Raw genomic sequence first — 23,202 nt, forward strand, 5'->3', positions numbered from 1 at the left:
CTTAGGCACTGGGATAGCGGGTAATGAGGACGGTGAGGGGTTCACTGCGTTCGAAAGCTTGCGTGAGAGCCGGTGCAATGGCGGCGGCTTCGTCGTCGTTCCTCGCCAGTTGATACGGCATACCCAGCGCTTCGATCAACGGGATCATTCGGTTGACCCCGTAGTTCACGGACTGCCTGGGATCCTCGGGAGCGTCCGCGAACAGCAGGCCCACCAACATGCAGATTGGTTGGCGGTACTCCATTGCGATGGCGCGTATCGCGTTCATCGACGCCATGAATCCCGTGTACTGGATCAAAATGGCCGCGCGCTTGCCGCCCGCCAGGAGCCCCGCGCAAATGCCAATGGCTTCTTCCTCGCGGCATACCCGGACCAGCTTGAGATGTGCATCTTTGGCGAGCGGGCGCAGGACACCCTCGGAGGTGGTCAGGTCGGGGACAGAAATGACGTACTCGATTCCTGCGCCCTTCAGGGCGTTCAGGATGGATGCGCCCCGAAGCTGGGTTGTGTCGTTCATTGGTACTCCATCCATACGCTCTTGGTTTGCAGGAACTCGCGCACAGCCTCCTGCCCGTTCTCGCGGCCGAAGCCGGATCTCTTGAAGCCGCCCAGCGGGGTCATGCTGCTCACCCCGCGGTAACTGTTGATCCAGACCGTCCCCGCCTCGAGTTCCTTGTGCAGCCGCAACGCGCGGTCCAGATCGCGGGTCCACAATCCGGCCGCCAAACCGAAGGGGGAATCGTTGGCTATTGCGACCGCTTCCGCTTCTGTTTCGAAGCGCATTACGGCAAGCACGGGCCCGAAGACCTCCTCACGCCACACTCGCATCAGCGGGGTAACGCCGGTAAAAATATGAGGGGGCAGAAACAAGCCACCAGTAGGGAAACTCGAAGAGCGGTCCCCTTTGAACGCGCAGATTGCTCCCTGCTCGTGCGCATCGAAAAGGTGCGATTGGATTGTTTCGAACTGGGCGCGGGTCGTGATCGGTCCCATCGCCGTCTCGGCCGAAAGAGGATCGCCGACGACGATGGCACGAGCCCGGTCGATGAGACGTCTAAGGAACTCGTCGTAGATGCCCGCCTGCAGCAGGAGCCGCGAACCTGCGACACAGGACTGACCGCTGGAAGAAAAGATGCCGGCGGCAACCGTCGAAACCGCCCGGTCAAGGTCCGCATCGTCGAAGACGATGACCGGCGACTTCCCGCCCAGCTCCATCACCGTGGGTTTGAGGTGCTTCGCCGCGAGGGTTGAGACGGCGCGCCCGCCAGCTTCCCCCCCTGTGAAGGAGACTTTCGCGACCTTCGCGTGAGCGACCAGTGCCTCGCCGACCTCGTGCCCGTAGCCAGTCACCACATTCACTACACCGGCCGGGAACCCGGCCTCAGCCACCAGCTTGGCAAAGTGCAGCGTGGAAATCGACGCATGCTCAGATGGCTTGACGATGGTCGTGCAGCCTGCAGCAAGGGCAGGAGCAATCTTCCACGAGGCGATGACAAGCGGGGAGTTCCAGGGGGTGATGGCGAGGACCACACCCACGGGCTCATGGCGCGTGAAGTTGAAAACCCCATTGCGGTCGACCGGGATGACTTGGGCCTCAAGCTTGTCAACCAGGCCCCCAAAGTAACGCCAATGCTGAGGCAGGTAGGCGTATTGCTTGCGCAGCTCGGATATGGGCTTGCCATTGTCGCGTGCATCCAGTTGCGCGAGCAGCTCCGCGTCCCGTTCCAGGAGGTCCGCAAGGCGGAACATCAGGGCACCGCGTTGGGTGGGCGTCAGCTTCGCCCATGCGCCGCGCAGCGCCTCATGCGCGGCCGCTGCAGCCATTTCGGCATCCTCCGCTCCTGCGCGGGGAATCATTGCCCAGACTTCTTCGGTTGCCGGATTCAGCGAACCGATCCACTCTCCACCGCACGGGTTGTGCGCCTTTCCACCGATCTGCATCGGGAATCGCACTACTTCGATTTGTTCAGACATGATTCCATCATTCGGACTTTTGGTGACGGGTAATGTGCTTTACCCGGCAACCTCTTCCAAGCTGAATGAAATTTGTTCCGAATATTGGACCTACGTGGAAGGCTTTTCCGAGCGTGGAAAGCTCTGCATGGACGAAATCACGCAATGTTTGCACCTTGTGCTCGACAGGAACGTCGACAGCATCAAGCGAAGAACTGCTACGAAACCACTCTGGAAAACCCATGAGGCGCCGGTTTTTATCGGTCGATGGAACGAGCGGTCGGGTGGGAACGCACGTGACGCTGGCTTCACCATTCAGGCCGGAAGCTCCCTGCTTGCGATCAAGACAATGCTGCACGTCCAGGTCAAGTACGTATGGATCGAAGCCTCTTGCAATCCCTTTTCGGTGTTGATTCAAGGTCTGCGCACATGTATTTGGATTGCTTGATGGGCAATCGTGTAGGGCCCGCAGTCAGTCGGCTAGGATTTCCTATGCAGATCGAAGCCTCATGGAACTACGTCTCTCGAACTCCACGGTCGAGCGGCAGGTGTTGAGGCAGATGCAGTCGGTCGAGCCAATCGACGTTCAATGACCGCAGTTTCAAGGTCGCCGTCGTCCAGGCCTACGTCCGCGAATGACTCAGCTCAGCCTGAAAGCGACGGCTGAGATCAATGGGAGCCCAATTCAAATGCGATTTCCAACCCAGAGATCAGACCGAACATTCACGGGGAAGCGCTTGAAATCGGCTACCGTGTGGGGTCAAAATTCCTGCATAGCATTCCGGATGAGTAACAGCCCCACCACAGAGACCCGCGTTGCAGTGCTGGTCGACTGCGACAACGTCTCGCCTGAAATCCTTGAACACGCGCTGCGCATGGTGGCCCAGTTTGGTCGTGTCGTGCTGCGTCGCGGCTATGGAAACCAGGCCACACTGGCGAACAAATGGCAGGATGCCTTGGTGCGCCTGGCGTTCACGCCGTGCCTGCAGTACCAGTACGCGGCCGGAAAGAACACCGCTGACATCGCCCTGGCACTGGACGCGCTGGAAGCGCTCTTCGATGAAAGAGCGGACACCTTCTGCCTGGTCACCAGCGATTCCGATTTTGCCTACCTGTGCCGCAAGCTGCGAGAGCGTGGAGCGACGGTGTGCATCGTCGGTGAGCCCAAGACGCCCGATGCGCTGCGCAATGCCAGCGACCAGTTCTTCGAATGGATACGTCCCGCGCCGCCCGCCGAGCAGGTCCTCGACTCTGCTCAAAAGCCCGCGGCGAAGCCAGAGCCGCCCCACGCCGATCAGTCCAAGCAGGAGCCTCCCAAGTCCGTGGTCAAGCGGAGGCCACGCTTCCTTGTGGAGGCCGTGGCGCTTCTTGCCAGCGACACCTCGGAAGGCAAGGTGGGCCTTGGCGCCCTCGGCCAATACCTCAAGCGCACCGATCCGGCCTTCTCTCCACAGACGTACGGGCACTCCGGGTTGCTGAACATGGTCAAGACGTACGACCTGCTGGCGCCGCAGCAGGAGCCGGGAGGGCATTGGTCGGTGAGCCTGCAGCCCAAGACGGAGAGTGCCCCAGAGATGGAGGCACCGCGCGTGTAGGGCTCTGGCTTGGGTCAGCGCTGGTGCGTTCTTTCGTGTCGTAACCGAGGAGGTATCGGTGAAGCGTTCAGAACTTTATGGGCTGGTCTGGAAAACACCGCTCCGGCATCTGGGGCCTCAATTGGGCCTGTCGGACGTCGGCCTGTCCAAGCTCTGCCGCAGGTACAACATTCCTGTGCCGCCTGTCGGCTTCTGGACCCGCCATGCGGCTGGAAAGCCCAGTCTCCCCACACCGTTGCCGCCGGCTGATGTGGATTCCGTGATCCGTTTGCCGGAAGAGGGCGCGACGGTGGCACGGTCGGAGGACGCGACGAGACTCCAGCAGGTCCGGCAAACCTTCTCACGCGCGAAACACGGCATTGCCGTGTCGCCCATCGAAATACCGACCTCACTCGACAACTGCCATCCGCTGGTGGCCAAGACGGCACGCTTTTTCCAGTCCATCGAGCGCGAGGAGCAGAAGCGGGCACGGGACAGGGAACGTGCTGCGGCTCAGGGGCGGCCTTTCTTCGGCGGCATCACAGGACACCATATGTCGATGGGACGGTACATCACCGACGAAGGTTGCCTGCGCATCACCGCCACGACGGCCAACATTGACTGGATTCTTCGTTTCCACGAGGCGCTGCTTCGCAGACTTATCGCGGGAGGTTGCCAGATCGTTGCCAGCGGCAAGGGTTCTCGTAACACGGTTGAGATCCGCAGGGCGGGAGGTTCGATTTGCCTGAACTTCGCCGAGCAGGCGGAAAAAATCATCAAGCCCCCGCGCAAGGGCGTCCTCTATGAGCCTGCGGAGTACAGGGCCCTTGATGCCTACAAGCTGAAGCTGGAGCGAGACTGGAGCGCCATTGCCCGCCAGTGGTCGGGGACCCGGGAGCAGATGGAGAAACGCCTCCCCGAGATCACCCAGGCTCTGATCGCATTTCCTGAGGCAGAGGCGCTTCGCTCGAAGCTTGTGGCCGAGGAAGCCGCGATGCGGGCGAAGGCGCAGCAGGAAGCCGATCTTGCGCGCCGTATCACGGCCGCTGCCGAAGAGGCCCGCGCCGAGCGTCGGGAAGCCCGGGCATCCCAGCTACCGCGCGCCCTTGCCGTTGTGGAGGCGCTTGGAGACTATCACCGTGTCCTGGACATGTTGTCCCGCCTGGAGGTGATCGCAGGCGACAGGTCAGAGGACGAGGCCCTGCATACATGGATCGCCCTGATGCGCGGCAGTCTCAAGGATCCCGTGCATGGGCTTGCCGACGCGTTGCGGGCCGAAGGCGCGGCGCCGGATCGGCCGCTGTGGTGGCCCGAGTGAGGTTTTCTGGGGTTTTCCTTGTGCACCTCTGCGGAACGGATTGGAGTCCAGTGCTCTCCCGTACGAGATGTCCTGAGGTCCGGGCATCCGCCTGCTCCGGCGCCTGGTTGCAAGCCCTGGATGGGTTGCTCTCAGGTGACGGGGCGGGTCTCTGCGAAGTCTGTTCCCGTCGAGCCTGATGATTGCCGAGGCATCGACTGGCTGGTGATCGGCTGTTCCTGGCTGCGCTGGTCTTTTGCTGATGTGGGGGATGCAGTGGTTCAAGGCACTCGGCGCTGCTCAGTCCTTACGGTAGCTCTCCCAGCACGCGCACCTCTTTGAGTGAGTGCTGCGTCTCGGCTTGGGGATTGCCGAACCGCCTGCGCACTTCGCGCTCCAGCTCGTGCGCCATGCCGCGTGCTTCCTTCTCCCCGCGCAGTGCCCGCAGCCGCCATTCTTGGGCTTGGGCAATCAGTTCATCGTCCTGCAATTCTTGTATTTCCATGGCAGGTGTCATTGTGCCTAGGCGGAGAGCAAGTGACTCTCATAAGGCCATGGTCCCATATCGTAGGGAGCTGGATGCATGGTCTGTGCGTCTCTGGCCGATCGCGCTGTCGTGCTTGCGCATCGAGCCACCTGCGGCGTCTCGCCCCCTACGGGCTTCCATCGTTCCCTCACTTCGCTCGGCTGACGCCTTCGGCCCGGCTCGTTGAACCGGGCCTGCGCGCTTCGCTTGCCTCCAGGGGATCGGCTGTGCAGCCCATCCCCGCCGCGCTGGGCTTGGCGCCCCTGGGACACCGCCGAACCGGCTGTGCCGGATCGGCCTTCGCGCCTGCGGCGCTGCGCGCTTCGCTTGCGTGGGGTCGGCGTGGAAAGCGGGCCGTTGCCTGTCCAGCCATCTTTCCTGAATCCATCACCTTGCTCGCGACTGTAGCCCGCGGCCGGGTGCCGTCAAGGCGCGCAGGGCCGTGTCCTCGGCTGCGCCTGCGGGCCGCACCAACCCTGCGCTTGTCTCCTTGACGGCACCCGGCCGCGCGCTCCTGACCGTCGCGGGCGATGAACTCAGGAAAGACGGTGGCAACGAGGCCAACCGGGTTCTTCGTGCCGACCCCACCGGAAGCCCGAAGAGGGCTCTGAATCTAGGAATCCGGTGAGGCTTTTTCAACAGCCAACTTCGTCAGGAGAAATCACCATGCAACTCGCATCCCGTTTCACACCGCAATCGCCGGTACTTCGCTCCGAATATCCCTTGTCGGATGACCAGATCAGGGCCGTGGCCCCGTCCATCTTTGCGCAGGCCCCGCACGGCAGTCGCTCCGAGCGCTACAGCTACATCCCCACGGCCACCGTACTGCAAGAATTGAGAGGGGAGGGCTTCCAACCCTTCATGGTCTGCCAGACCCGTGTGCGCCAGGAAGGGCGGCGCGACTTCACCAAACACATGATCCGGCTGCGCCATGCCAGCCAGATCAATGGCCGCGAAGCCAACGAAATCATCCTGCTCAACTCCCATGACGGGACCAGCAGCTACCAGATGCTTGCGGGCATGTTCCGCTTCGTCTGCCAGAACGGGCTGGTGTGCGGCGACACAGTTGCCGATGTGCGCGTGCCCCACAAGGGCGATGTGGCGGGGCAGGTCATCGAGGGCGCGTATGAAGTCCTGAATGGCTTCGGTCAGGCGCAGCAATCCCGCGAATCCATGCAGGCGATCACCCTGGACGCCAGGGAGTCGGAGGTGTTCGCCCGCGCAGCGCTGACCCTCAAGTACGACGACCCGGCCAAGCCCGCACCCATCACGGAAACGCAAATCCTGATGCCGCGCCGCACGGACGACGACCGCCGCGACCTGTGGAGCGTGTTCAACCGCACCCAAGAAAACCTCATCAAGGGCGGCCTGCGCGCCCGCGCCGCCAACGGACGCCGCCAGAGCACCCGGCCCGTGCAGGGCATTGACCAGAACCTGCGCCTGAACCGCGCCCTGTGGCTGCTGGCCGATGGCATGCGCCAGCTCAAGGCCTGAGCTTCGTTCGGAGGGGCGCCGCCCCTCCTGCCATTCCTTGTTTTTCTCGCTTCCCTTTTTCTCATTCCCTTTCTTTGACCGATAGGAGCTTCATCATGAACACCGCTACCTTTCAAGAAACTCAAGCTATCGCCACGGGCAGCACCGCCGCCGCCATGGCGGCTTCGCAGGAACTGCTGCTGATTCCACTGTCCAAGCTGCGGCCCTCCAGCCGCAATGTCCGCAAGAGTGGCGGCACGTCGATTCCCGAACTCGCATCCAGCATTGCCCGTGTGGGCCTGCTGCAAAACCTCACCATGGTGGCCGCGCCCGATGGCGAGCATTGCGAAGTGGTGGCCGGACGGCGGCGCCTTGCAGCGCTCAAGCTGCTGGTCAAGCGCCGCAAGCTGGCGAAGGACCATGAAGTCCATTGCCTGCTGGTGCAGGATGATGCAGCGCGCACCGTGAGCCTGACCGAGAACGTCCAGCGTGAGGCCATGTCCCCCATCGAAGAACTGTTTGCCTGGAAAGACCTTGTGGCTGAAGGCAGGCCCCTGGAGGACATCGCTGCTGATTTCGGTGTGACACCCTTGGTGGTGCAGCGCCGCCTGAAGCTTGCCAATGTGTCGCCCCGGCTGCTGGCCGACTTCGGGACGCAGGCCGTGACGCTGGAGCAGTTGATGGCGCTGGCCATCACCGACGACCATGCGGCGCAGGAAGCTGCGTTCTACGACTCGCCGCAATGGCAGCGCAGCCCGGACGCGCTGCGCGACCACCTGACCAGCGAAGAGATCGACGCCAGCCGCGATGCGGTGGCGCGCTTTGTCGGGCTGGAGGCTTACGAGCAGGCGGGCGGTGCCATCCGGCGTGACCTGTTCGCGGATGAGCAGAATGACATTTTCCTGACCGATGGCGCGCTGCTGGAGGCGCTGGCGCGGGACAAACTCGCTCCGCTGGCCGAGCAGTTGCGTGCCGAAGGCTGGGCCTGGGTGGATCTGGCGCCGCGTGCCACCGCATCCGACCTCTACCAGTTCCAGCGGGCGCGCTGTACACGCCGGGAACCCACCAAGACCGAGGCCAAGCGCATTGCCAAGCTGGAAGACCAGCGGGCGAAGTTGCAGGAGCAACTGGACGACGACAACGAGGACATGACCGACGAGCAGGCGCAGGCGCTGCAGGACGCCATGGACGCACTCGGCAATGAGCTGGAGGCCGTGGAACGCCAACTGGTCGAATACCCGGCTGCCGTGGTAACGCTGGCCGGAGCCGTGGTGTCGGTCGATCACATGGGAGGGGTCGTGGTGCACCGTGGCCTGCTGCGGGATGAACAGGCCAAGGCCCTGCGGGAACAGGCTCGGCAGGAAGAGGGCGGGGCGGGTGGCAACCCGGATGCCGACACCGACGAGCCCGCCAAGTCAGGAATCTCGGAAAAGCTGGCCAAGCGCCTCAGCGCGCACCGCACGGCAGCGCTGCAGGCCGAGGTGGCTCGGCATCCCCACGTTGCGCTGGTGGCCCTGGTGCACCGCCTTGCGCTGCGGGTGATCGTGGAGAGCTACGGGGTGGGGGACTCGGCAGTCAATGTTTCCGCGACGCCGCAGGATGGGCTTGGACTGTATGCGCCCGACATGGCCGACGCCCCCGCAGCTGTGGGCATGCGCAAGGTGCGGGAGGCCTGGGCCCATCGCCTGTCCAACGATTCGGACGCGCTGTTCGCCGAACTGCTGGCTTTCCCGCAGCAGGAACTGCTGTCATTGTTGGCGGTGTGCGTGGCTTCAACAGTCAGTGCCCTGGCTTCGCAGGAGGGAGAAATTCCCGCCACTGCGCTCGCGCAGGCGGTGAACCTCGACATGCACGACTGGTGGACCCCGACTGCCGCAGGCTACTTCGAGCATGTCTCGAAAGCCAAGGCGCTGGAAGCGGTGCAGGTGTTTGCGCCCGATCAGGTGAATCGGCTGGGCAAGCTCAGGAAGGCCGAGATTGCGAGCGAGGCCGAGCGGCTGGCTGCGGGGGCGGGGTGGCTGCCGGTGATGTTCCGGGGGCAGGAAGCGGCTGTCGAAGTCGAGGCAGGGGCGGGGCGCGAGGTCGGGGGTGATGCCGATGTCAGCGCCGATGCCAGCGGCAGTGCCGATTCGGAGGTCCACGAGGACGCACACGCTGTGGCGTGAGCATGAAGCCCCGGCCGGTGGACCGGGGCTTTTCGCATAGGCGCGACGCGCGCGGCAGGTCTGCCGCGCGCGTTGGGACTTCCGGCACACCAGGCCCGCTGCGCCCAGAGCGACGGGGTACGCCAGAACTTGCTGCGGTGGGTGGGAGGAGTCTGCGGGTCAAGGGAGCATCGACCAGCACCGATCACTCGCAATCCTGCGCTGATCTGGCTTGTGACAACACCCCGGACAACCCATGAACCACCAAGGCGTCAGCGAGATATTCTTTGAAGAGTCCTATACCGTACCGGCGGACCAGACGGCGAAGTCGCTCTTTGCCCGGCTGCCACACGGCAGCGGCTATGCCGAGCGGCTGATTGAATGCCTTGCCACGGGGTACCTGGTGGCGGTGATCGAATCCATCTGCATCCGGGAAATGCAGCAGCATGTCGATGCGGCTGAGGTGGTGGTGGGCCGAACGATCCGCATCGACCACCGAGGACCGATCCCGCCAGGATCCTCTGTGCGGCTGCGCGGATGGCTGGAACGGATGGGGGAGCGGAGCGCGACGTTCCGTGTGCAGGCCTGCGACACGGGCGAAGTCGTGTGCGAGGCCACTGTCACGCTGGTGGCGGTGCAGCGGGCGGCTATCGAGACGCACATTGCGGCCAAGGTCGAGGCGCTTCAGCGTGTGCACCTGCACATGGGAATGGCGCGATAGCCCGTGGATGCGAGCATGCGTCCGTACTGCCAGGACGACTTCCTGACCTTCTCCCGCGGCCGTGCGCAGGACGAGCTGCTGGGTTTTTCGGAACGTGAATCGCCCGGCGCTTGAGCGTCGGTGACGGCTGGCGTGAATCGCTTCGGGCGCTGTGCCGCAAGCGCTGCGCGACTGTGAACTGATCAGGTGCCGGGGCCATGAACCCTTTCGGTACAGGATCACACCCACAGCAGCCTTGTATTTGCGTTGAATCCTGGCTCGGGCACGGCGGTGCTGCACTTCGTTTGCACCGCCTCGGGCTTCTTCGCCGCAACCGTCCGGCCCGACAAATTTCCCCTCCGCTGCGCGGATTCCTCGCGCGGCAAATTTCTCGGGCCTCCCGGTCCTTCGCTGCGCTGCGGCCCCTTTGCTTCGCTGCGGGATGCGGCGCGCCCGACCCTCGCCCATCGGATCACGCCAAGGCCGCGATGGGCGCGACCTAGACAACCTCGAAAGGACTTCATCATGGCCAACATCGGCACCTTCACCACACAGAACGGCAGCTACACCGGCACGGTTCGCACCCTGACGCTCAACGTCAAGGTCCGGCTCGTGCCCAGCGACAAGGCCAGCGAGAACGCTCCGGACTACCGTGTCGTCGCCAGCAACGGACTGAAGATCGGCGCAGCGTGGAAGAAACTCAGCAAGGCGGAGCGCCCCTACGTGTCCGTGACCCTGGATGATCCGTCGTTCCCTGCCACCCTCTATGCCCGCCTGGTCGAAGGCGAGGATGGTGCGCACAACCTGATATGGTCGCGCAGCAAGGGCGACTGACGTCGTCCTTGGCGCCCCGCGCAGCGGGGCGCTTTTGTCCCGTCTCTTTGGAGGGGAGGGCGGTGCGTGCGTTGTTTCGCCCGGTAGTACGGAAGTACGGAAGTACGACAAAGCGTTCATCCGTGTTTGCGGATGGGCGCATTGTTGGATCTGTGTATTTGCTGCTTTGCGGGTTTCCGTATATCCGTCGTTATGGGTTCTCGGGACTGGGGTTTTGCGTCAATGTGTCTTTGTGGCTTTACTGAGTTGTGCGTCTCCGGCCTGGCCGGACCGCGCTGGCGTGCTGTGCACCGAGCCGCTGGTGGCGTCTCGTCCCTACGGGCTTTCATCGCTGACGCCTTCGCCCCTGCGGTGCTGCGCGCTGTGCTTGCCTCCTGGGGATCGACCTGCGGCCCATCCCCGCCGCGCCGGGCTTGGCGCCCCCTTCGATACCGCCGAACCGGCTCGCCGGATCGGCAGGGAGGACGGTGTCTCCGATGACCGACTTGTTTGGCGGGCGGGGCTGGCTTGCTGTTCCCTTCACCGTATCACGCCGTTCTCGTCGTCAAGGTCTGCGCGTGCGGTGCACGCTGGCGTCCTGGCGGCCGTCTTCGAACCCTGACGGCTGCGCTGCGCCGTGCTGCTTCCGGTCTGGGGCAATCCCGCCCTGATTCCTTCCAAGGAGAAGACCATGACGAAGCTCATCACGGACGAACAGCGCGCGCAACTGCTGGTCAATGGCCGGCAGTCCCTCGAACAGGAAAACTTCGACCCCGCTCCGGTGGTCAAGCTGTTCACCCCGGACGCCGGTGCGACCTGGCTGCTGATCGAGATGGACCCCGACGATCACGACCATGTGTTTGGGCTGTGCGACCTGGGTCTGGGCTATCCCGAGTTGGGCTGGGTCAGCCTGGCAGAACTTGCGACCGTGCGCGGCCGGTTGGGGCTTCCAGTGGAGCGGGACCTGCACTTCACTCCGCAGAAGCGGCTGAGTGTCTACGCGCGTGAGGCGGGTCTTGCGGGGCGGATTGTGGCGTAGCCGGAACGCGTTGGCCGCCAGCGGGTGCGAACGGCCAATATCGCTTCATGCCTTGCTTATGGGCAAACGGGCTTCGGTTTCTTGCATCAGTTCGCTGGCGCTACGGCCTAGCGCCCGCGCGATTTTTAGGATCAACGCCAGCGTTGGCATGTGCTCCCCACGCTCGATCTTGCCCATGTGCGATCGCTCAATACCGGCAAGGTGTGCCAGCGTTTCTTGAGCGGTGCCGTCCAGAGTGCGCAGGTGGCGCACGGCGTCGCCGAAGGCCCGTGCGGGACCTGCGTCAAACGTCGTCGCGCCGGTGGGGCGCCCGCGCTGTACTCCTGGCTTTTGCATGCCAGGGAGCTTTGTGTTTCACAGCAATTAAAACCACGTTATCTTTAACTCATTAAAATGAGTTTTGCAGGGCGCGCACTCAATTGCGTTCTCACCGACTCGGGCCGACGAACAGTCGAAGTAGTATTCCGCCATACGGATACCTCTAATGACATTTCTTACCAACGAACAGCAAAGCCAGATGTTGACCAACGGCGCAGCGCGTGCGCGTGGTGAGGCATTGGATCCCCTGCCGGTCGTCAAGCTCTACACGCTGGATGCTGGGGCCGTGTGGTTGCTGACCGAGCTGGATGTCGATGGAGACCGAGCGTTCGGACTGTGCGATGCAGGCACTGGGAGTCCAGAACTGGGGCATGTCAGCCTCTTCTCCCTGGAGGGTGTCCGGGGTCCACGAGGCATGCGCATCGTGGTGGATCCACATTTCAAGCCCCGCCAGACGCTCTCTGGCTACCTGTCTGATGCGCAGCGCGACGGTTCGATCAACGACTGATTGACACAGTCCTTTCTCGATCGCCCGGTGCGCGACGTGACGTCGCCGAGATAGCGACCCTGTAACTTTCCCTCTGTGGCAGGTTTCCCCTTTTTGCTGGAGGATTCCGTGACCACACCCACCCCCGAAGATCTTCCCCATGCCCCGTGGGGTGTGTCAGCCGCATATCTCTACGTGCTGGACCTCGACGCTCCAGCCCTCGCGTGGGAGTACCTGCGTCGCCACCCCGGCTACAGCGCGGATTGGGCCCGACGCAAGCGCGTGGTGTCCTTTGCCCGCTGGGGGTTGCGATGTCGCCGAAGATCCTGCGTTGGACGGGCGGGTTGCGCACCCGTTGTGGCTGTCGTCCCCTGACGGGCTGCTGCATGTGCGTGCCGTGCATGCGCACGGTGCCGCAACCCGTCGGTTCGATCTGTGGCGCATCCCGGGGCGCAAGCGCCTGGCGATGGACGGCCACGACCTGGCACTCACCGCAGATATCAGCGCGCTGCGCATGCGCTTGTCGCTCTCAGGCATGCTGGAGGATGGTGATGCCTATGCGGGCGCTGTGCCACTGACTCCGGGTCTTCGCGGTCAGCTCGACGGGTACCGCGAACAGGCACAGGCCCTGGAAGGCCATGCGCCTCAGATCTCGCACGTGCGGGCGGCCACCCGTGCCGCTTTGCTGCACCTGCGCGCCCTCCAGGCGCTCGATGCTTCACAGTCAGGAGCGTCGCATCGCGACATCGCCCAGGCCCTGTTCGGCCTCGAAGCCGTCGTACTGCGCTGGCACGAGGATGGCGAACTGCGTGCGCAGGTGCGCCACCTGCTGCGGCGGGCCGAATCTTTCATGAACGGCGGGTACCTGTCTCTGGCGGGTGTGCTGGATCCCGCTGCAAGGGCGCCCGGAGACGAACCGGTGCGCTGAATCTCTCCCTGCCTGGATCGGGTCCGATTTCCGAGACTGCTTCCATCGGGCCGCGAATGGTTTGCGGCCTATCGACAGCGATGGAGTCCGTCATGGCCGTTGGCAGTTCTTTTCAGTCCCGTGCAGCTGCATTGGCTGCGCCGCAGTCCACTACCGCGGCTGTCCCTGCAGCTTCTGCAAATCCTGAGTTCCTGACCACCGAAGAAGCGGGCGCCTTTCTGCGGCTCTCTCCGCGTACCTTGGAGAAGCAGCGCGTTCTGGGGGGAGGTCCGCGCTTCCGCAAGTTCGGCGCACGGGTGGTCTATGCGGCCACTGACCTGCGTGCCTGGGCCGATGGCCGTGCCTACGGCATGACCTCGGACCCCGGCTACGTGCAGCGTGACTCCGTCCGTTGATCTGACCGGACGAGAGAGGCACCACGGATGTCAAAGCGCCCGAACGAACGCGAGCAGCTTTCGCTGTTCCGCGCGCTGCCGGGCGGCGACATGGCGCTGCGCGACGCGCAGGACCTGATGGCCTATCCGTTCTTCTCGCTTGCCAAGTCGCCGCGCATTGTGCCGATCCGATTTGAAGCGGGGGGAAATTCTCTCACGGTCGAGGGCGTGCCCGAGCACGGCATCGCCACCATCTGGGATGCCGATGTGCTGATCTGGGCTGCGAGCCAGATCATCCAGGCCAAGAAGGAAGGCATTGCGCCTTCGCGCCTGATGGTGGCCACGCCCTACGAGATCCTGCGCTTCGCGCAACGGGGAACCGGCCGCAGCGACTACCTGGCGCTGCGCGCAGCGTTGGACCGGCTGCAGTCCACCACCGTCGCCACGACGCTGCGCCAGCGCGAGCGCCCGAACGGTGCCATGCGCGTGCACCGCTTCTCCTGGATCAACGAGTGGAAGGAGTATGTCCAGCCCGGGGGGCGTTCCGACGGCATCGAACTCATTCTGGCTGACTGGTTCTTTACCGGCGTGATGGACGAGGGGCTGGTGCTCACGCTCGATCCGACGTATTTCCGGCTTTCCGGGGGGATTGAGCGCTGGCTGTACCGACTGGTGCGCAAGCACGGTGGGCGACAGCAGACGGGATGGCGCTTCGACATGCGCCACCTGCACTTGAAGTCCGGGAGCCTGCAGCGCCCCTCCGACTTTGCAATTCAGGTACGCCACCTGGCGCGGCGCCAAGCGCTGCCGGGCTACTGGCTGTCCATCGAGCGCAGTGGTGGCATCGAGTGGCTGGCCTTTCTGCCCGATCCGGACCACCGACCCCGAAGCGAGTTGTCCACAGATTCTGTTGAAGAACCTGTGGATGGCTTGGGGACGGGGTCGGTGGATCACCCGCACGGCACTCGGGGGATCACTCGCAAAAGTATCGGTGGATCGCCCGCACCGATCGACCGGAAAGCCACGCCTAGCAACGGTTTGGGCGCTCCCTAAACATCTAAAGGGATACATAAATGGAAGTCACGCGCGCGCGAACAGCAGGTGCTCAAGATTTGAGCAATGGTTCTGCGATGGCAAATCAGGCAGATCCAGAACCCCAAAACTTTCCACCAGGAAAGCAAGGCAATCGCCCTGGCAAAGTGATAGCCCTGCTCAACCAGAAGGGTGGGGCGGGGAAGACCACGCTCGCCACCCACCTGGCGGGCGAGCTGGCCCTGGACGGCAACCGCGTGACGCTGCTCGATGCCGATCCGCAGGGCTCCGCCCTCGACTGGGCGCAACGGCGGCTCCAGAGCGGTCAGGAGCGGCTCTATGGCGTCTTCGGGCTGGCCCGGGACTCCTTGCACCAGGAAGCCCCGCAGATCGCCCTGCAGGCGGATTTTGTGGTCATTGACGGGCCGCCAAGGGTCGCGGCGCTTGCGCGCTCCGCGCTGCTGGCTGCCGACCTGGTGCTGATCCCGGTGCAGCCCAGCGCCTACGACGTGTGGGCCAGCGATGAGATGGTGCAGCTCATCACGGAGGCCCGGGTGTTCCGGCCGCAACTGCGCGCGGCTTTCGTGATCAACCGGCGCGTGGTCGGCACGGTGATCGGGCGTGAAGCGCGTGCAGCGCTCGCGGACCAGCCTTTCGCCGCACTGGAGACTCAAGTCTCGCAGCGCATCGTGTTCGCCGACAGCGTGGCCGCAGGGCGGCTGGCATGCGAAGTCGCGCCGCAGTGCGCGGCTGCGCGCGAGATCGTGGCGCTCGCTCAGGCCGTGCGGGAGGTACTGCGATGACCATCCCCCAGCCAGCGGCAAAGCCGCACCGGGCACCGATCGGACGCAGGCCCGGTGCGGATCCTGCATCAACCTGGGTGCGGCAGGCGGATGCTCCCGAGATCCCCGCCAAGGCCTCCATCTACACCGCGCGGCTCACCATCGATGTGACGCCAGCGCTGCGCGGGCGCATCAAGATGGTTGCGTTCCGGCGCGGCATCACAGCAGCGGACATGCTGCGCGAGCTGCTGGAGCGCGAGTATCCGGAGGACGGGGCATGACGGCGCCGGGATTCCATCCGGTGTCAGCTATCCGGCAGATTTCGCTGCAGGCGAGGGTGCCGCAGCGCCCCACCCGCATGCGCGTTTCTCTCGCATTCGTCGAGGACCGGGTGAACGTCTGGCTGCGGTTTGGTCAGCCGACGGTGGAGATCGTGCTGGATCGCTGGCGACGCGTGGCCATGTTCATGCCGGGTACCGTGTGCTGTCGTGTGAAGTGGATCGGCAACATCTATGGAACGGTGCTCTGGCAGCTCCTGGTGATGCAGGCGCCGACGCCTTTCGAAGACGTGCAGCGCGTAGCGGGTGTGCTGCCGGGCGCGCGCATACTGCTGCGTGCTGATGGCGAGAGGCAGGTCAAGGCGGTGCTTGCGGCCATTGATGCCATCGAGGTACTGGGCATAAACCCCTGCACCGTTGCCGCCACCTACTGGCGCACAGTGGGCAACCGATTGGCTGCACGCCAACCGCTGCCGGTGTATACGACCGAGCGGCATGCGGCGCACCTTGCGCGCGAGGCGCTGCGATGAATCGCCGCATGGCCTTGGCCTGCATGAGCATCGGCGTCGCTGCGCTGTGTGCTCCAGCGGTGGTGCAATTCCCGCTGCGAATGGTCTACAACTCCAGCGACAGCGTGCCCCGTGGCTGGTACCGCATTGGATCGCCTGACTCGCTGCATGTCGGTGGCGTCGTGCTGGCCCGCCTTCCTGCGGGTGTGGCGGCCCTCGCGGCGCAGCGCGGATACCTGTCTGCGGACGTTCCTTTGCTCAAGCGGATAGGCGCTGTGGCTCCGCAGTCGGTGTGCGTGAGGGCAGGGGGTGTGCGCATCGATGGCATGGCCGTGGCGGCGGTGCTTGCGGAGGATGGTACGGGCCGGCTGCTGTCGCCTTGGGCACAGTGCCGAACGCTTGCCGTTGGGGAGTTTTTCCTGCTCAGCAATGTCCATCCGGCGTCGTTCGATAGCCGCTACTTCGGTCCTGTCGATGCGTCAGCAGTGATTGGCAGCGCGCATCCGTTGTGGACCTGGGGTACGCCATGAACGGTACTATTTTTCGCGTCTGCGCAAACTGTGTGGTGCGTCCACGTCTGGTGCGGGACTGTACTCAGCCTGCATTGCGAGCGTGCTCTTTACTACGCCGCAGATGCTGCCGAATTGCACCGACACACGTGCTTGGGTTGCACACCACCGTGCAAAATTTTTGCCGCCAGCGTGCAGCGCCTGCTGCACCTTCGCTGCCTTTGGGGCAGCGTTTCGAACTCGGCGCGTGGCTGGCGGCGGGGCGGAGCCGGGAGCGGATGCGGGAGGCGGAGACGGAGGGCAAGATAAAAGGGACGGCACGTATGCGCCCCCCAAGCCAGTCTGCACGTGGGTTGGGCACGGCACCAGGCTGGTCGCATGCAGTGCCGTGCCGGGGCAGGACTCGGCCAGCAGCGGGTGCTTGGCGCGTGCCGTACCCGATCCCTTGCGCCCATGCGCGCTGGAGTGGGCTCCATGGCCACGCGTAAGGTCGGACCGGAGGAGGGGCGGTTCAGGGTCCGGCCGGGCGCGCCGAAGTCGCGTCCTGGACCACGGTCGCCGCGCCTGATCAGCCGGGTGCTGAAGGAGGTTTCCAGGGCCGGGGCCAAGGCGTCAGGGACACAGGGCATGCGTCCTGCGTCCACGTTCGGTCGGGGGCGCGTGGCGGCCGGCATCGCGGGCCAGGGACTGGACAGGAACGCACGGCGTGTGGTCATCAAGTCACGCTTTGTTGTGCTCAAGAAAGCGGGGACTCGATCGGTTTCCACCCACCTGCGCTACATCGAACGCGACGGCACGACCCGAGATGGACAGAAGGGGCAGGCCTACGGGGCGGACACGGATGCCGCAGACCTGCAGGCGTTCGAGGAGCGGGGCCAAGGGGACCGCCACCAGTTCCGCTTCATCGTGTCAGTGGAGGATGCCGGGGAGCTTGAAGACCTGCGCGATTACACGCGCACGCTGATGGCGCGCATGGCCGTCGATCTGGAAACCCGCCTGGACTGGGTGGCCGTAGACCACTGGGATACGGACAACCCGCACACCCACGTCGTGCTGCGCGGGCGTTCGGGCGAGGGCAGGGGAGCGGACCTAGTCATCGCGCCCGACTACATGGCCCATGGGATGCGCCAGCGTGCCTGCGAGCTGGCCACGGAATGGCTGGGGCCGCGCACCGAACTGGAGATGCGGCAGAGCCAGCAGCGCGAAGTGGACCAGCAGCGATGGACAGGGCTGGATCGGCAACTGCAGCGCCAGGCTGTGGCGGATGTTGTGGACCTGACGGAGACTCTCGGCCGTATCCCTGTACCCCTGGGAACGCAGCGCCTCAACCTGCTGCGCGTCCGGCTGCAGCGCCTTGAAGCCATGGCACTGGCCGAGCGCCTTGATGCCCACCGGTGGCGCCTGGTGCCGCGGATGGAGCAGGCGCTCGTGGCCATGGGGGATCGCGGCGACATCCTGCGCACCATGCACCGGGCGATGAAGGGAGAGCAGAGGGAACTGGTGACCGATTTGCCGGTGGATGTAACCGTGGTGGGGCGCATTGCGGCCAAGGGGCTGGATGGCGAACTGCACGATCGGCCCTACTTGGTAGTGGATGGTATCGACGGTCGGGCGCATTACCTCCGGCTGCAGGCAAACACCGATCTGGCGGAGCTGCCGGTTGGCGGTATTGTTGAAAGCAAACCGCAGGCGCTGGAGCGTGCGGTGGACCGCACGATGATGGCGGTAGCAAAGGACGGGGTCTACACCACGGTCCATCATCTCGCACAGCTATTGCAGGCCGGGAATGAGGATCCGCAGGCAATGGTCGAGGTCCACGTGCGCAGGCTGGAAGCGCTGCGTCGCAAAGGGATTGTGGAGCGCGTAGCCGATGGTGTCTGGACCGTGCCGGCGGACTTGCTGCAGAGGGTTCAGCAAAAGGGGGTGCAAAAGGACGCTGAGTACACCGCCGATTTGCGATCGCACCTGCCCCTGGAGCAGCAGATCAAGGCCGTGGGGTCCACCTGGCTGGACCGAGGACTGGTGGCGAGCGGTCGGCCCCTTCCATCCACCCAAGGGTTCGGGGCGCAGGTGAGGGACGCGACGTCTCGGCGAATTGATTTCCTTGTGGAGGAGGGGCTCGCCGAGCGCATTGGGCAGCGAATGACGTTGGCGCGCGATTTGTTGGCAACGCTGCGGGATCGCGAACTTGCTCTGGTGGGCCAAAAAATTCAAGAGGAAACTGGAAAGATGTGGCGGCCTGTACGGCATGGCGAAACCGTCAGCGGTATTTATCGCCGGTCCACCCAGTTAGCCAGTGGCCGGTTTGCCATGCTGGATGAGGGAACGGCGTTTTGTCTTGTTCCGTGGAGGTCCGTCATCGATCAGCGGTTAGGCCAGCGACTTAGCGCCGAAATTAGAGGAGCGAATGTCAATTGGAACTTGACACGTCCGCGGGGAATGGGGCTATAAGTTCGCGCCTACCCGTGCTTCCGACTGCACGGATAGGGGTCAGGGGCGCACCAAGAGAAAGGAGTCTGTGAAGATTTCCGTGCCGAGTGGCTAAAAGTCCTCATTTCTACCCTTTGCTTTAGTTTGTCGGCAAGTATCTATGCACATGAGCAAACCGGCATTGCCGTGCTGCACTGAAAAGCCAGTCGTTAAGGTCAAATCGCGCCGGGCGATTCAGTTGGTCTAGTTTGAGCTATGAATGCTCAATCCGGATCTCCAAACCGGGAATTGGCTAGTCGCGTACCGGACAGGCTGAACCGTTTCGAAGACTGTGGGGATAAGCTACGGGGATCTCCTCAGGCACACCAAAAGCCAGCTTGCGAGTTCGCACGTTATTCAATCTATTGGGGCTTGAACCCTTCTGATGGGCCTTTTGGCGATAGCGTCAGTTGTGCTTGTCGAGCTTCTGGGCTCTTCATTTGTGCTCCCGAATAGGCTCGCGCTCAGTTGCCCGCGTAACGCCTGAAACTATCGCCTTGATCGATGCCGTGACAATATTTGAATCCGTACCTACACCGAAGAGTGATTTTTCGCCGACGCGCAACTCCATGTAGCAGACGGCCTGCGCGTCTGACCCCGAGCCGATCGAATGCTCGTGATAGTTCAGCACTCGGATGTCCTTCTCCAGGGCTTGCGCCAGCCCGTTCACGAAGGCATCTATGGGACCGTTGCCCGAGCCAGTCACCGTTGCAGGTATCGAACCAAGCACCACATCAGCTTTCACTTCCCTCGCAGCCAATCCTTTCGACTTATCTTGGTCTACGGTATACACCGGAGCAGCTGCGGCAAATTGATACTCGCTCTGAAATACATCAAATATGTCATGCGCGGAGAATTCCTTGCCACTGGCATCCATCGCCATCTGCACAACTTGGCTGAACTCGATTTGCAGTCGTCTTGGAAGTTCCAGTCCGTATTCGCTCTCCAGCAAGTATGTGATGCCTCCCTTACCGGATTGACTGTTCACTCGAATCACAGCTTCGTAGGACCGACCCAAATCTTTCGGATCAAGAGGGAGGTAGGGCATCTCCCAGATATCCCCCTCGCGCCGAGCCGAAAGAGCTTTCTTTATGGCATCCTGATGAGAACCCGAAAAGGAGGTGTAGACCAAATCCCCCACATACGGATGACGAGGGTGGACAGGCAACTGATTGCAGTATTCGACAGTTCTGCGGATTTCGTCGATATCGGAAAAATTCAGCCCCGGATCGACGCCCTGCGAATACATGTTCAGCGCCACATTGACGAGGTCCAAATTACCAGTGCGCTCGCCGTTGCCGAAGAGGCACCCTTCCAACCGGTCCGCGCCTGCCATGAGCGAAAACTCGGCGGCAGCCACTCCGGTACCCCGGTCATTGTGCGGATGGATGGACAGCACGATACTTTCACGGCGCTCCAGATTCCGATGCATCCACTCGACCATGTCAGCGAAGATATTCGGCGTGGAATGCTCGACAGTTGAAGGCAAGTTAATGATGCACTTATGTGAAGGTGTTGGTGCCCATACCGCCGTAACGGCATCCACTACACGCTTGCTGAAGGAGAGCTCAGTACCAGAGAACATTTCTGGCGAATACTGAAACGTCCATCGTGTCCTGGGTTGTTGCGATGCAAGCTCCAAAAACAGACGAGCATTCGATGTTGCCAGTTCGACAATGCCATCTTCATCAAGGCCAAGAACCACCTTGCGCATGATCGGTGCTGTTGCGTTGTACAGGTGGACAATGGCATTTCCGCACCCTTGAACAGCCTCAAACGTACGCCGGATGAGCGGCTCACGGGCTTGTGTGAGTACCTGGATCGTGACATCTTGAGGAATCAGGTCTTCTTCAATCAACTTTCTCACGAAGTCGAACTCAATTTGAGAAGAAGAAGGAAATCCTACCTCGATCTCCTTGAACCCGATGGCCACCAGCTGTTGAAACATCCGGAGCTTGCGTTCGATGTTCATCGGCTCAATGAGGGCCTGGTTGCCATCGCGCAGATCGACGCTGCACCAAATCGGCGGAGAAGTAATAACGGCATCGGGCCAAGTCCGGCTGGTGAGTCCGACCGGAGGGAATTGACGGTACTTGGTTTCAGGATTCTTAAGCATTGGGAATTCCATTGAGAAAAGATTGTCAACGCGGGGGGAAATGGCTGTAGAGGCAGACATCCGTGCCACATTGACTCAAAGAATGTCTAACGATGGCTGAATGCGCGCAATGTGCTTCTTTATGGAGGCAGCGGCAATCTGTTGGTCTTCCCTGGACATTCGGTTATCGATTGAAGCTGTTGTGATCGCGCCCATAACTACTCCGGTCGCATTGCGCATTGCCACTCCTATCCCAATGACGCCAGGCACGCTGTAGTGGCCGATGATGGCGTGTCCGCGGCCCTGGGTTGAGCGAATGAGAGCGCGCAGTGTCGATTCGGTCAGCGACCCATAACTACCGATGCGCTTCGCGTTTGCCCGGATGCACTCATTTCGTTCGGTATCCGACAGTGTCGACAGAATGGCCAGTCCTCCTGCTCCCGTCCCCAGGGGTTGTCTGCTACCGACGTTGACGGTGAGGACTTGAACTGGGTAGGAGCCAATTACACGTGCCAGACAGATTGACTCAAAACCCATGCGGCCAATTAGAAAGGCACTGTTTCCGGTGTCCTCCGAAACGCCCCTCAGGACCGGTTCACACACCGTCCTCAAGTCTGCACGGTCAGCAAAAGCAGCCGCCATCTGGCGGCAGTAGTCGCCCAACACATAGCGCTTCGAACCCTCGGGTCTTTTCAACAGCCCTTGCCTCTCCAGGGCCTGGACTATCCGATGCATGGTGGGGCGTTCAAGGCCGCTGAGCGCCACGAGATCGGCCACTGTCAATCCGTGAGAGCCGTTGGCAACCACATGCTTCAAAACCCCAACCGTGCGGTCAATGCTCTGCGTCCCGCGTCCATCCGTTTGAATCATATTTTGATCATAGTGTGGACGTGAATGGTTCGATAGCCGTAGAAACCCCATGTTTTAGGCGTTGAAATTTCAAAAATATCCATATTGTGGACGTCTATCTATTGCTTCGCAAATCACGGAATTACGATTTGTCCTCGCAAGTTCGGGACCTATCTCGATTGCCCATACCCCTCTGCACGGAGCAATGAATGACCAAAACGGCTGACCGCAAATACTGGCGTACCGCTATCGCTGACCCCTCACCGCACGAAGGTACTCTGGTCAGGGGCTACGACGTCCTCACGGATCTCGTCGGCAAGATCGACTTCGGAGCGATGGTCTATCTGCTCTACAAGGGCGAGCTGCCCAAGGGCAACGAGGCGAAGATCATCAATGCGATGTTCATCTCGGTGGCGGACCATGGCATCTCGCCGTCGTCAACGGTCACACGTTTTGTGCAGGCAGCCGGCGTGCCGATCCAGTGCTCGGTGGCAGCTGGCGCCATGATGTTCGGCGACGTGCATGGCGGCGCGGGCGAAGAGTTCTCGCGCTACATCCAGGAGCTGGTGTCCGATGCCGCCGCCAGTGGACGCAGCTATGAAGATGTGGCAATCGAGTACGTCAGCAAGCACAAGAGGTTAGATGGCTTCGGGCATCCACAGCATCCCGAGGGCGATCCACGCGGCAAGAGGCTGTTCGCACTGGCTGAAGAGTACGGGCTTGCGGGTGACCACATCCGAATGACCCGCGAGCTGGAGAAGGCGCTGATCAAGAAGAAGAACCGGCCGCTGCTGGCCAACATCGACGCGGCGGTCGGAGCAATCATCTCGGATCTTGGCATCGACTGGCGGCTAGCACGCGCCTTCATCGTCGTGCCACGCACGGCGGGTTTGTTCGCCCACGCCTTCGAAGAGTCGGTGCGCGAGCCCGGTTGGCGCCAGATCACGCTGGACCAGGTTGAGTACGACGGCCCCGCCCGCCGGACCAACGACGGCCCCGCCATTTGACGGATCGTTCTATCCCAAGCCGCCGCAACCTGGCTGCGGCTTCCTT

Annotated in this window: 24 protein-coding genes and 1 pseudogene; 19 read left to right on the top strand and 6 right to left on the bottom strand. The window is 62.7% G+C overall.

Annotated features, from left to right (window positions below; translation table 11 throughout):
- Window position 1 precedes the first annotated feature (1 nt).
- On the bottom strand, window positions 2-517 hold the full coding sequence (locus LPA35_RS18685) for a hypothetical protein (RefSeq protein ID WP_228898091.1): 516 nt from the start codon (window positions 515-517) through the stop codon (window positions 2-4).
- The gene (locus tag LPA35_RS18690; RefSeq protein WP_228898092.1) at window positions 514-1,974 is read right to left on the bottom strand and encodes an aldehyde dehydrogenase; all 1,461 of its coding nucleotides are present in this window, start codon (window positions 1,972-1,974) and stop codon (window positions 514-516) included. The genes LPA35_RS18685 and LPA35_RS18690 overlap by 4 nt, the downstream gene beginning before the upstream one ends.
- On the opposite strand from LPA35_RS18690, the gene LPA35_RS18695 reads away from it, so the two are divergent.
- The 3 genes from LPA35_RS18695 (at window position 1,973) to LPA35_RS18705 (ending at window position 4,845) form a co-directional block, all read left to right on the top strand.
- Window positions 1,973-2,401 carry a hypothetical protein gene (locus LPA35_RS18695; RefSeq protein WP_228898093.1) on the top strand — a complete coding sequence of 143 codons (429 nt, stop codon included), beginning with the start codon at window positions 1,973-1,975 and terminating at the stop codon, window positions 2,399-2,401. The two genes, LPA35_RS18690 and LPA35_RS18695, sit on opposite strands and share 2 nt — an antisense overlap.
- A 337-nt stretch (window positions 2,402-2,738) precedes the next feature.
- Window positions 2,739-3,548 carry an NYN domain-containing protein gene (locus LPA35_RS18700; RefSeq protein WP_228898095.1) on the top strand — a complete coding sequence of 270 codons (810 nt, stop codon included), beginning with the start codon at window positions 2,739-2,741 and terminating at the stop codon, window positions 3,546-3,548.
- Window positions 3,549-3,606: 58 nt separating this feature from the next.
- On the top strand, window positions 3,607-4,845 hold the full coding sequence (locus LPA35_RS18705; RefSeq protein WP_228898097.1) for a hypothetical protein: 1,239 nt from the start codon (window positions 3,607-3,609) through the stop codon (window positions 4,843-4,845).
- Between the two features lie 286 nt (window positions 4,846-5,131).
- On the opposite strand, the gene LPA35_RS18710 is transcribed toward LPA35_RS18705, so the two are convergent.
- Window positions 5,132-5,329, bottom strand: coding sequence for a hypothetical protein (locus LPA35_RS18710; protein ID WP_218299976.1), 198 nt, complete (start codon window positions 5,327-5,329; stop codon window positions 5,132-5,134).
- 687 nt (window positions 5,330-6,016) lie between these two features.
- Between LPA35_RS18710 and LPA35_RS18715 the strand changes: the two genes are divergently transcribed.
- From LPA35_RS18715 to LPA35_RS18735, 5 genes are all read left to right on the top strand, one after another.
- Window positions 6,017-6,844, top strand: a complete 828-nt coding sequence (locus LPA35_RS18715; protein ID WP_228898098.1) for a DUF932 domain-containing protein — start codon at window positions 6,017-6,019, stop codon at window positions 6,842-6,844.
- A 95-nt stretch (window positions 6,845-6,939) separates the two neighbouring features.
- Window positions 6,940-8,988, top strand: coding sequence for a ParB N-terminal domain-containing protein (locus LPA35_RS18720; RefSeq protein WP_228898099.1), 2,049 nt, complete (start codon window positions 6,940-6,942; stop codon window positions 8,986-8,988).
- A 235-nt stretch (window positions 8,989-9,223) separates the two neighbouring features.
- Complete coding sequence (locus LPA35_RS18725) at window positions 9,224-9,688, top strand: thioesterase family protein (RefSeq protein ID WP_228898101.1); 465 nt, start codon at window positions 9,224-9,226, stop codon at window positions 9,686-9,688.
- A gap of 504 nt (window positions 9,689-10,192) precedes the next feature.
- Window positions 10,193-10,501 (top strand): DUF736 domain-containing protein, encoded by a 309-nt coding sequence (locus LPA35_RS18730; RefSeq protein ID WP_228898103.1) that lies wholly within the window; start codon window positions 10,193-10,195, stop codon window positions 10,499-10,501.
- 670 nt (window positions 10,502-11,171) lie between these two features.
- Window positions 11,172-11,519, top strand: coding sequence for a DUF2958 domain-containing protein (locus LPA35_RS18735; RefSeq protein ID WP_228898105.1), 348 nt, complete (start codon window positions 11,172-11,174; stop codon window positions 11,517-11,519).
- A gap of 45 nt (window positions 11,520-11,564) precedes the next feature.
- Here the strand turns inward: LPA35_RS18735 and LPA35_RS18740 are convergent, their stop codons facing one another.
- Window positions 11,565-11,855 carry a helix-turn-helix domain-containing protein gene (locus LPA35_RS18740; RefSeq protein ID WP_228898107.1) on the bottom strand — a complete coding sequence of 97 codons (291 nt, stop codon included), beginning with the start codon at window positions 11,853-11,855 and terminating at the stop codon, window positions 11,565-11,567.
- A 148-nt stretch (window positions 11,856-12,003) separates the two neighbouring features.
- Here LPA35_RS18740 and LPA35_RS18745 point away from each other — a divergent pair, with 148 nt between their 5' ends.
- From LPA35_RS18745 to LPA35_RS18785, 10 genes and pseudogenes are all read left to right on the top strand, one after another.
- Window positions 12,004-12,345: a DUF2958 domain-containing protein gene (locus tag LPA35_RS18745; protein WP_228898109.1), complete on the top strand. Its 342-nt coding sequence runs from the start codon at window positions 12,004-12,006 to the stop codon at window positions 12,343-12,345.
- 174 nt (window positions 12,346-12,519) lie between these two features.
- Window positions 12,520-12,699, top strand: a complete 180-nt coding sequence (locus tag LPA35_RS26195; RefSeq protein ID WP_370641473.1) for a hypothetical protein — start codon at window positions 12,520-12,522, stop codon at window positions 12,697-12,699.
- On the top strand, window positions 12,656-13,252 hold the full coding sequence (locus tag LPA35_RS18750; protein ID WP_228898111.1) for a DUF2285 domain-containing protein: 597 nt from the start codon (window positions 12,656-12,658) through the stop codon (window positions 13,250-13,252). Before LPA35_RS26195 ends, LPA35_RS18750 begins: the two co-directional genes overlap by 44 nt.
- Before the next feature lie 92 nt (window positions 13,253-13,344).
- Window positions 13,345-13,647 carry an AlpA family transcriptional regulator gene (locus LPA35_RS18755; protein WP_228898113.1) on the top strand — a complete coding sequence of 101 codons (303 nt, stop codon included), beginning with the start codon at window positions 13,345-13,347 and terminating at the stop codon, window positions 13,645-13,647.
- A gap of 27 nt (window positions 13,648-13,674) precedes the next feature.
- Window positions 13,675-14,499: pseudogene (locus tag LPA35_RS18760) on the top strand (replication initiator protein A); the annotation flags it as partial.
- A 257-nt stretch (window positions 14,500-14,756) separates the two neighbouring features.
- Entirely contained in the window at window positions 14,757-15,461 is a 705-nt protein-coding gene (gene parA, locus LPA35_RS18765; protein WP_228898120.1) for a ParA family partition ATPase, read from the top strand.
- Window positions 15,458-15,721, top strand: a complete 264-nt coding sequence (locus tag LPA35_RS18770; RefSeq protein ID WP_228898122.1) for a chromosome partitioning protein ParB — start codon at window positions 15,458-15,460, stop codon at window positions 15,719-15,721. Before parA ends, LPA35_RS18770 begins: the two co-directional genes overlap by 4 nt.
- A complete protein-coding gene (locus tag LPA35_RS18775; protein ID WP_370641466.1) occupies window positions 15,718-16,248 on the top strand; it encodes a DUF2840 domain-containing protein in 531 nt (176 codons plus the stop codon). Before LPA35_RS18770 ends, LPA35_RS18775 begins: the two co-directional genes overlap by 4 nt.
- Window positions 16,245-16,757 (top strand): S26 family signal peptidase, encoded by a 513-nt coding sequence (locus LPA35_RS18780; RefSeq protein WP_228898124.1) that lies wholly within the window; start codon window positions 16,245-16,247, stop codon window positions 16,755-16,757. The genes LPA35_RS18775 and LPA35_RS18780 overlap by 4 nt, the downstream gene beginning before the upstream one ends.
- Window positions 16,758-17,363: 606 nt before the next feature.
- Entirely contained in the window at window positions 17,364-19,187 is a 1,824-nt protein-coding gene (locus tag LPA35_RS18785; protein WP_370641467.1) for a DUF3363 domain-containing protein, read from the top strand.
- A 454-nt stretch (window positions 19,188-19,641) separates the two neighbouring features.
- On the opposite strand, the gene leuA is transcribed toward LPA35_RS18785, so the two are convergent.
- Complete coding sequence (gene leuA, locus LPA35_RS18790; protein ID WP_228898127.1) at window positions 19,642-21,321, bottom strand: 2-isopropylmalate synthase; 1,680 nt, start codon at window positions 21,319-21,321, stop codon at window positions 19,642-19,644.
- Between the two features lie 75 nt (window positions 21,322-21,396).
- Entirely contained in the window at window positions 21,397-22,170 is a 774-nt protein-coding gene (locus LPA35_RS18795; protein WP_228898128.1) for an IclR family transcriptional regulator, read from the bottom strand.
- Between the two features lie 188 nt (window positions 22,171-22,358).
- Between LPA35_RS18795 and LPA35_RS18800 the strand changes: the two genes are divergently transcribed.
- Window positions 22,359-23,156, top strand: a complete 798-nt coding sequence (locus LPA35_RS18800) for a citryl-CoA lyase (protein ID WP_228898130.1) — start codon at window positions 22,359-22,361, stop codon at window positions 23,154-23,156.
- The last annotated feature ends 46 nt before the right edge of the window (window positions 23,157-23,202 follow it).

Origin of the sequence: Acidovorax sp. Leaf73 (assembly GCF_916855635.1) — a bacterium.
GTDB lineage: Bacteria > Pseudomonadota > Gammaproteobacteria > Burkholderiales > Burkholderiaceae_C > Acidovorax > Acidovorax facilis.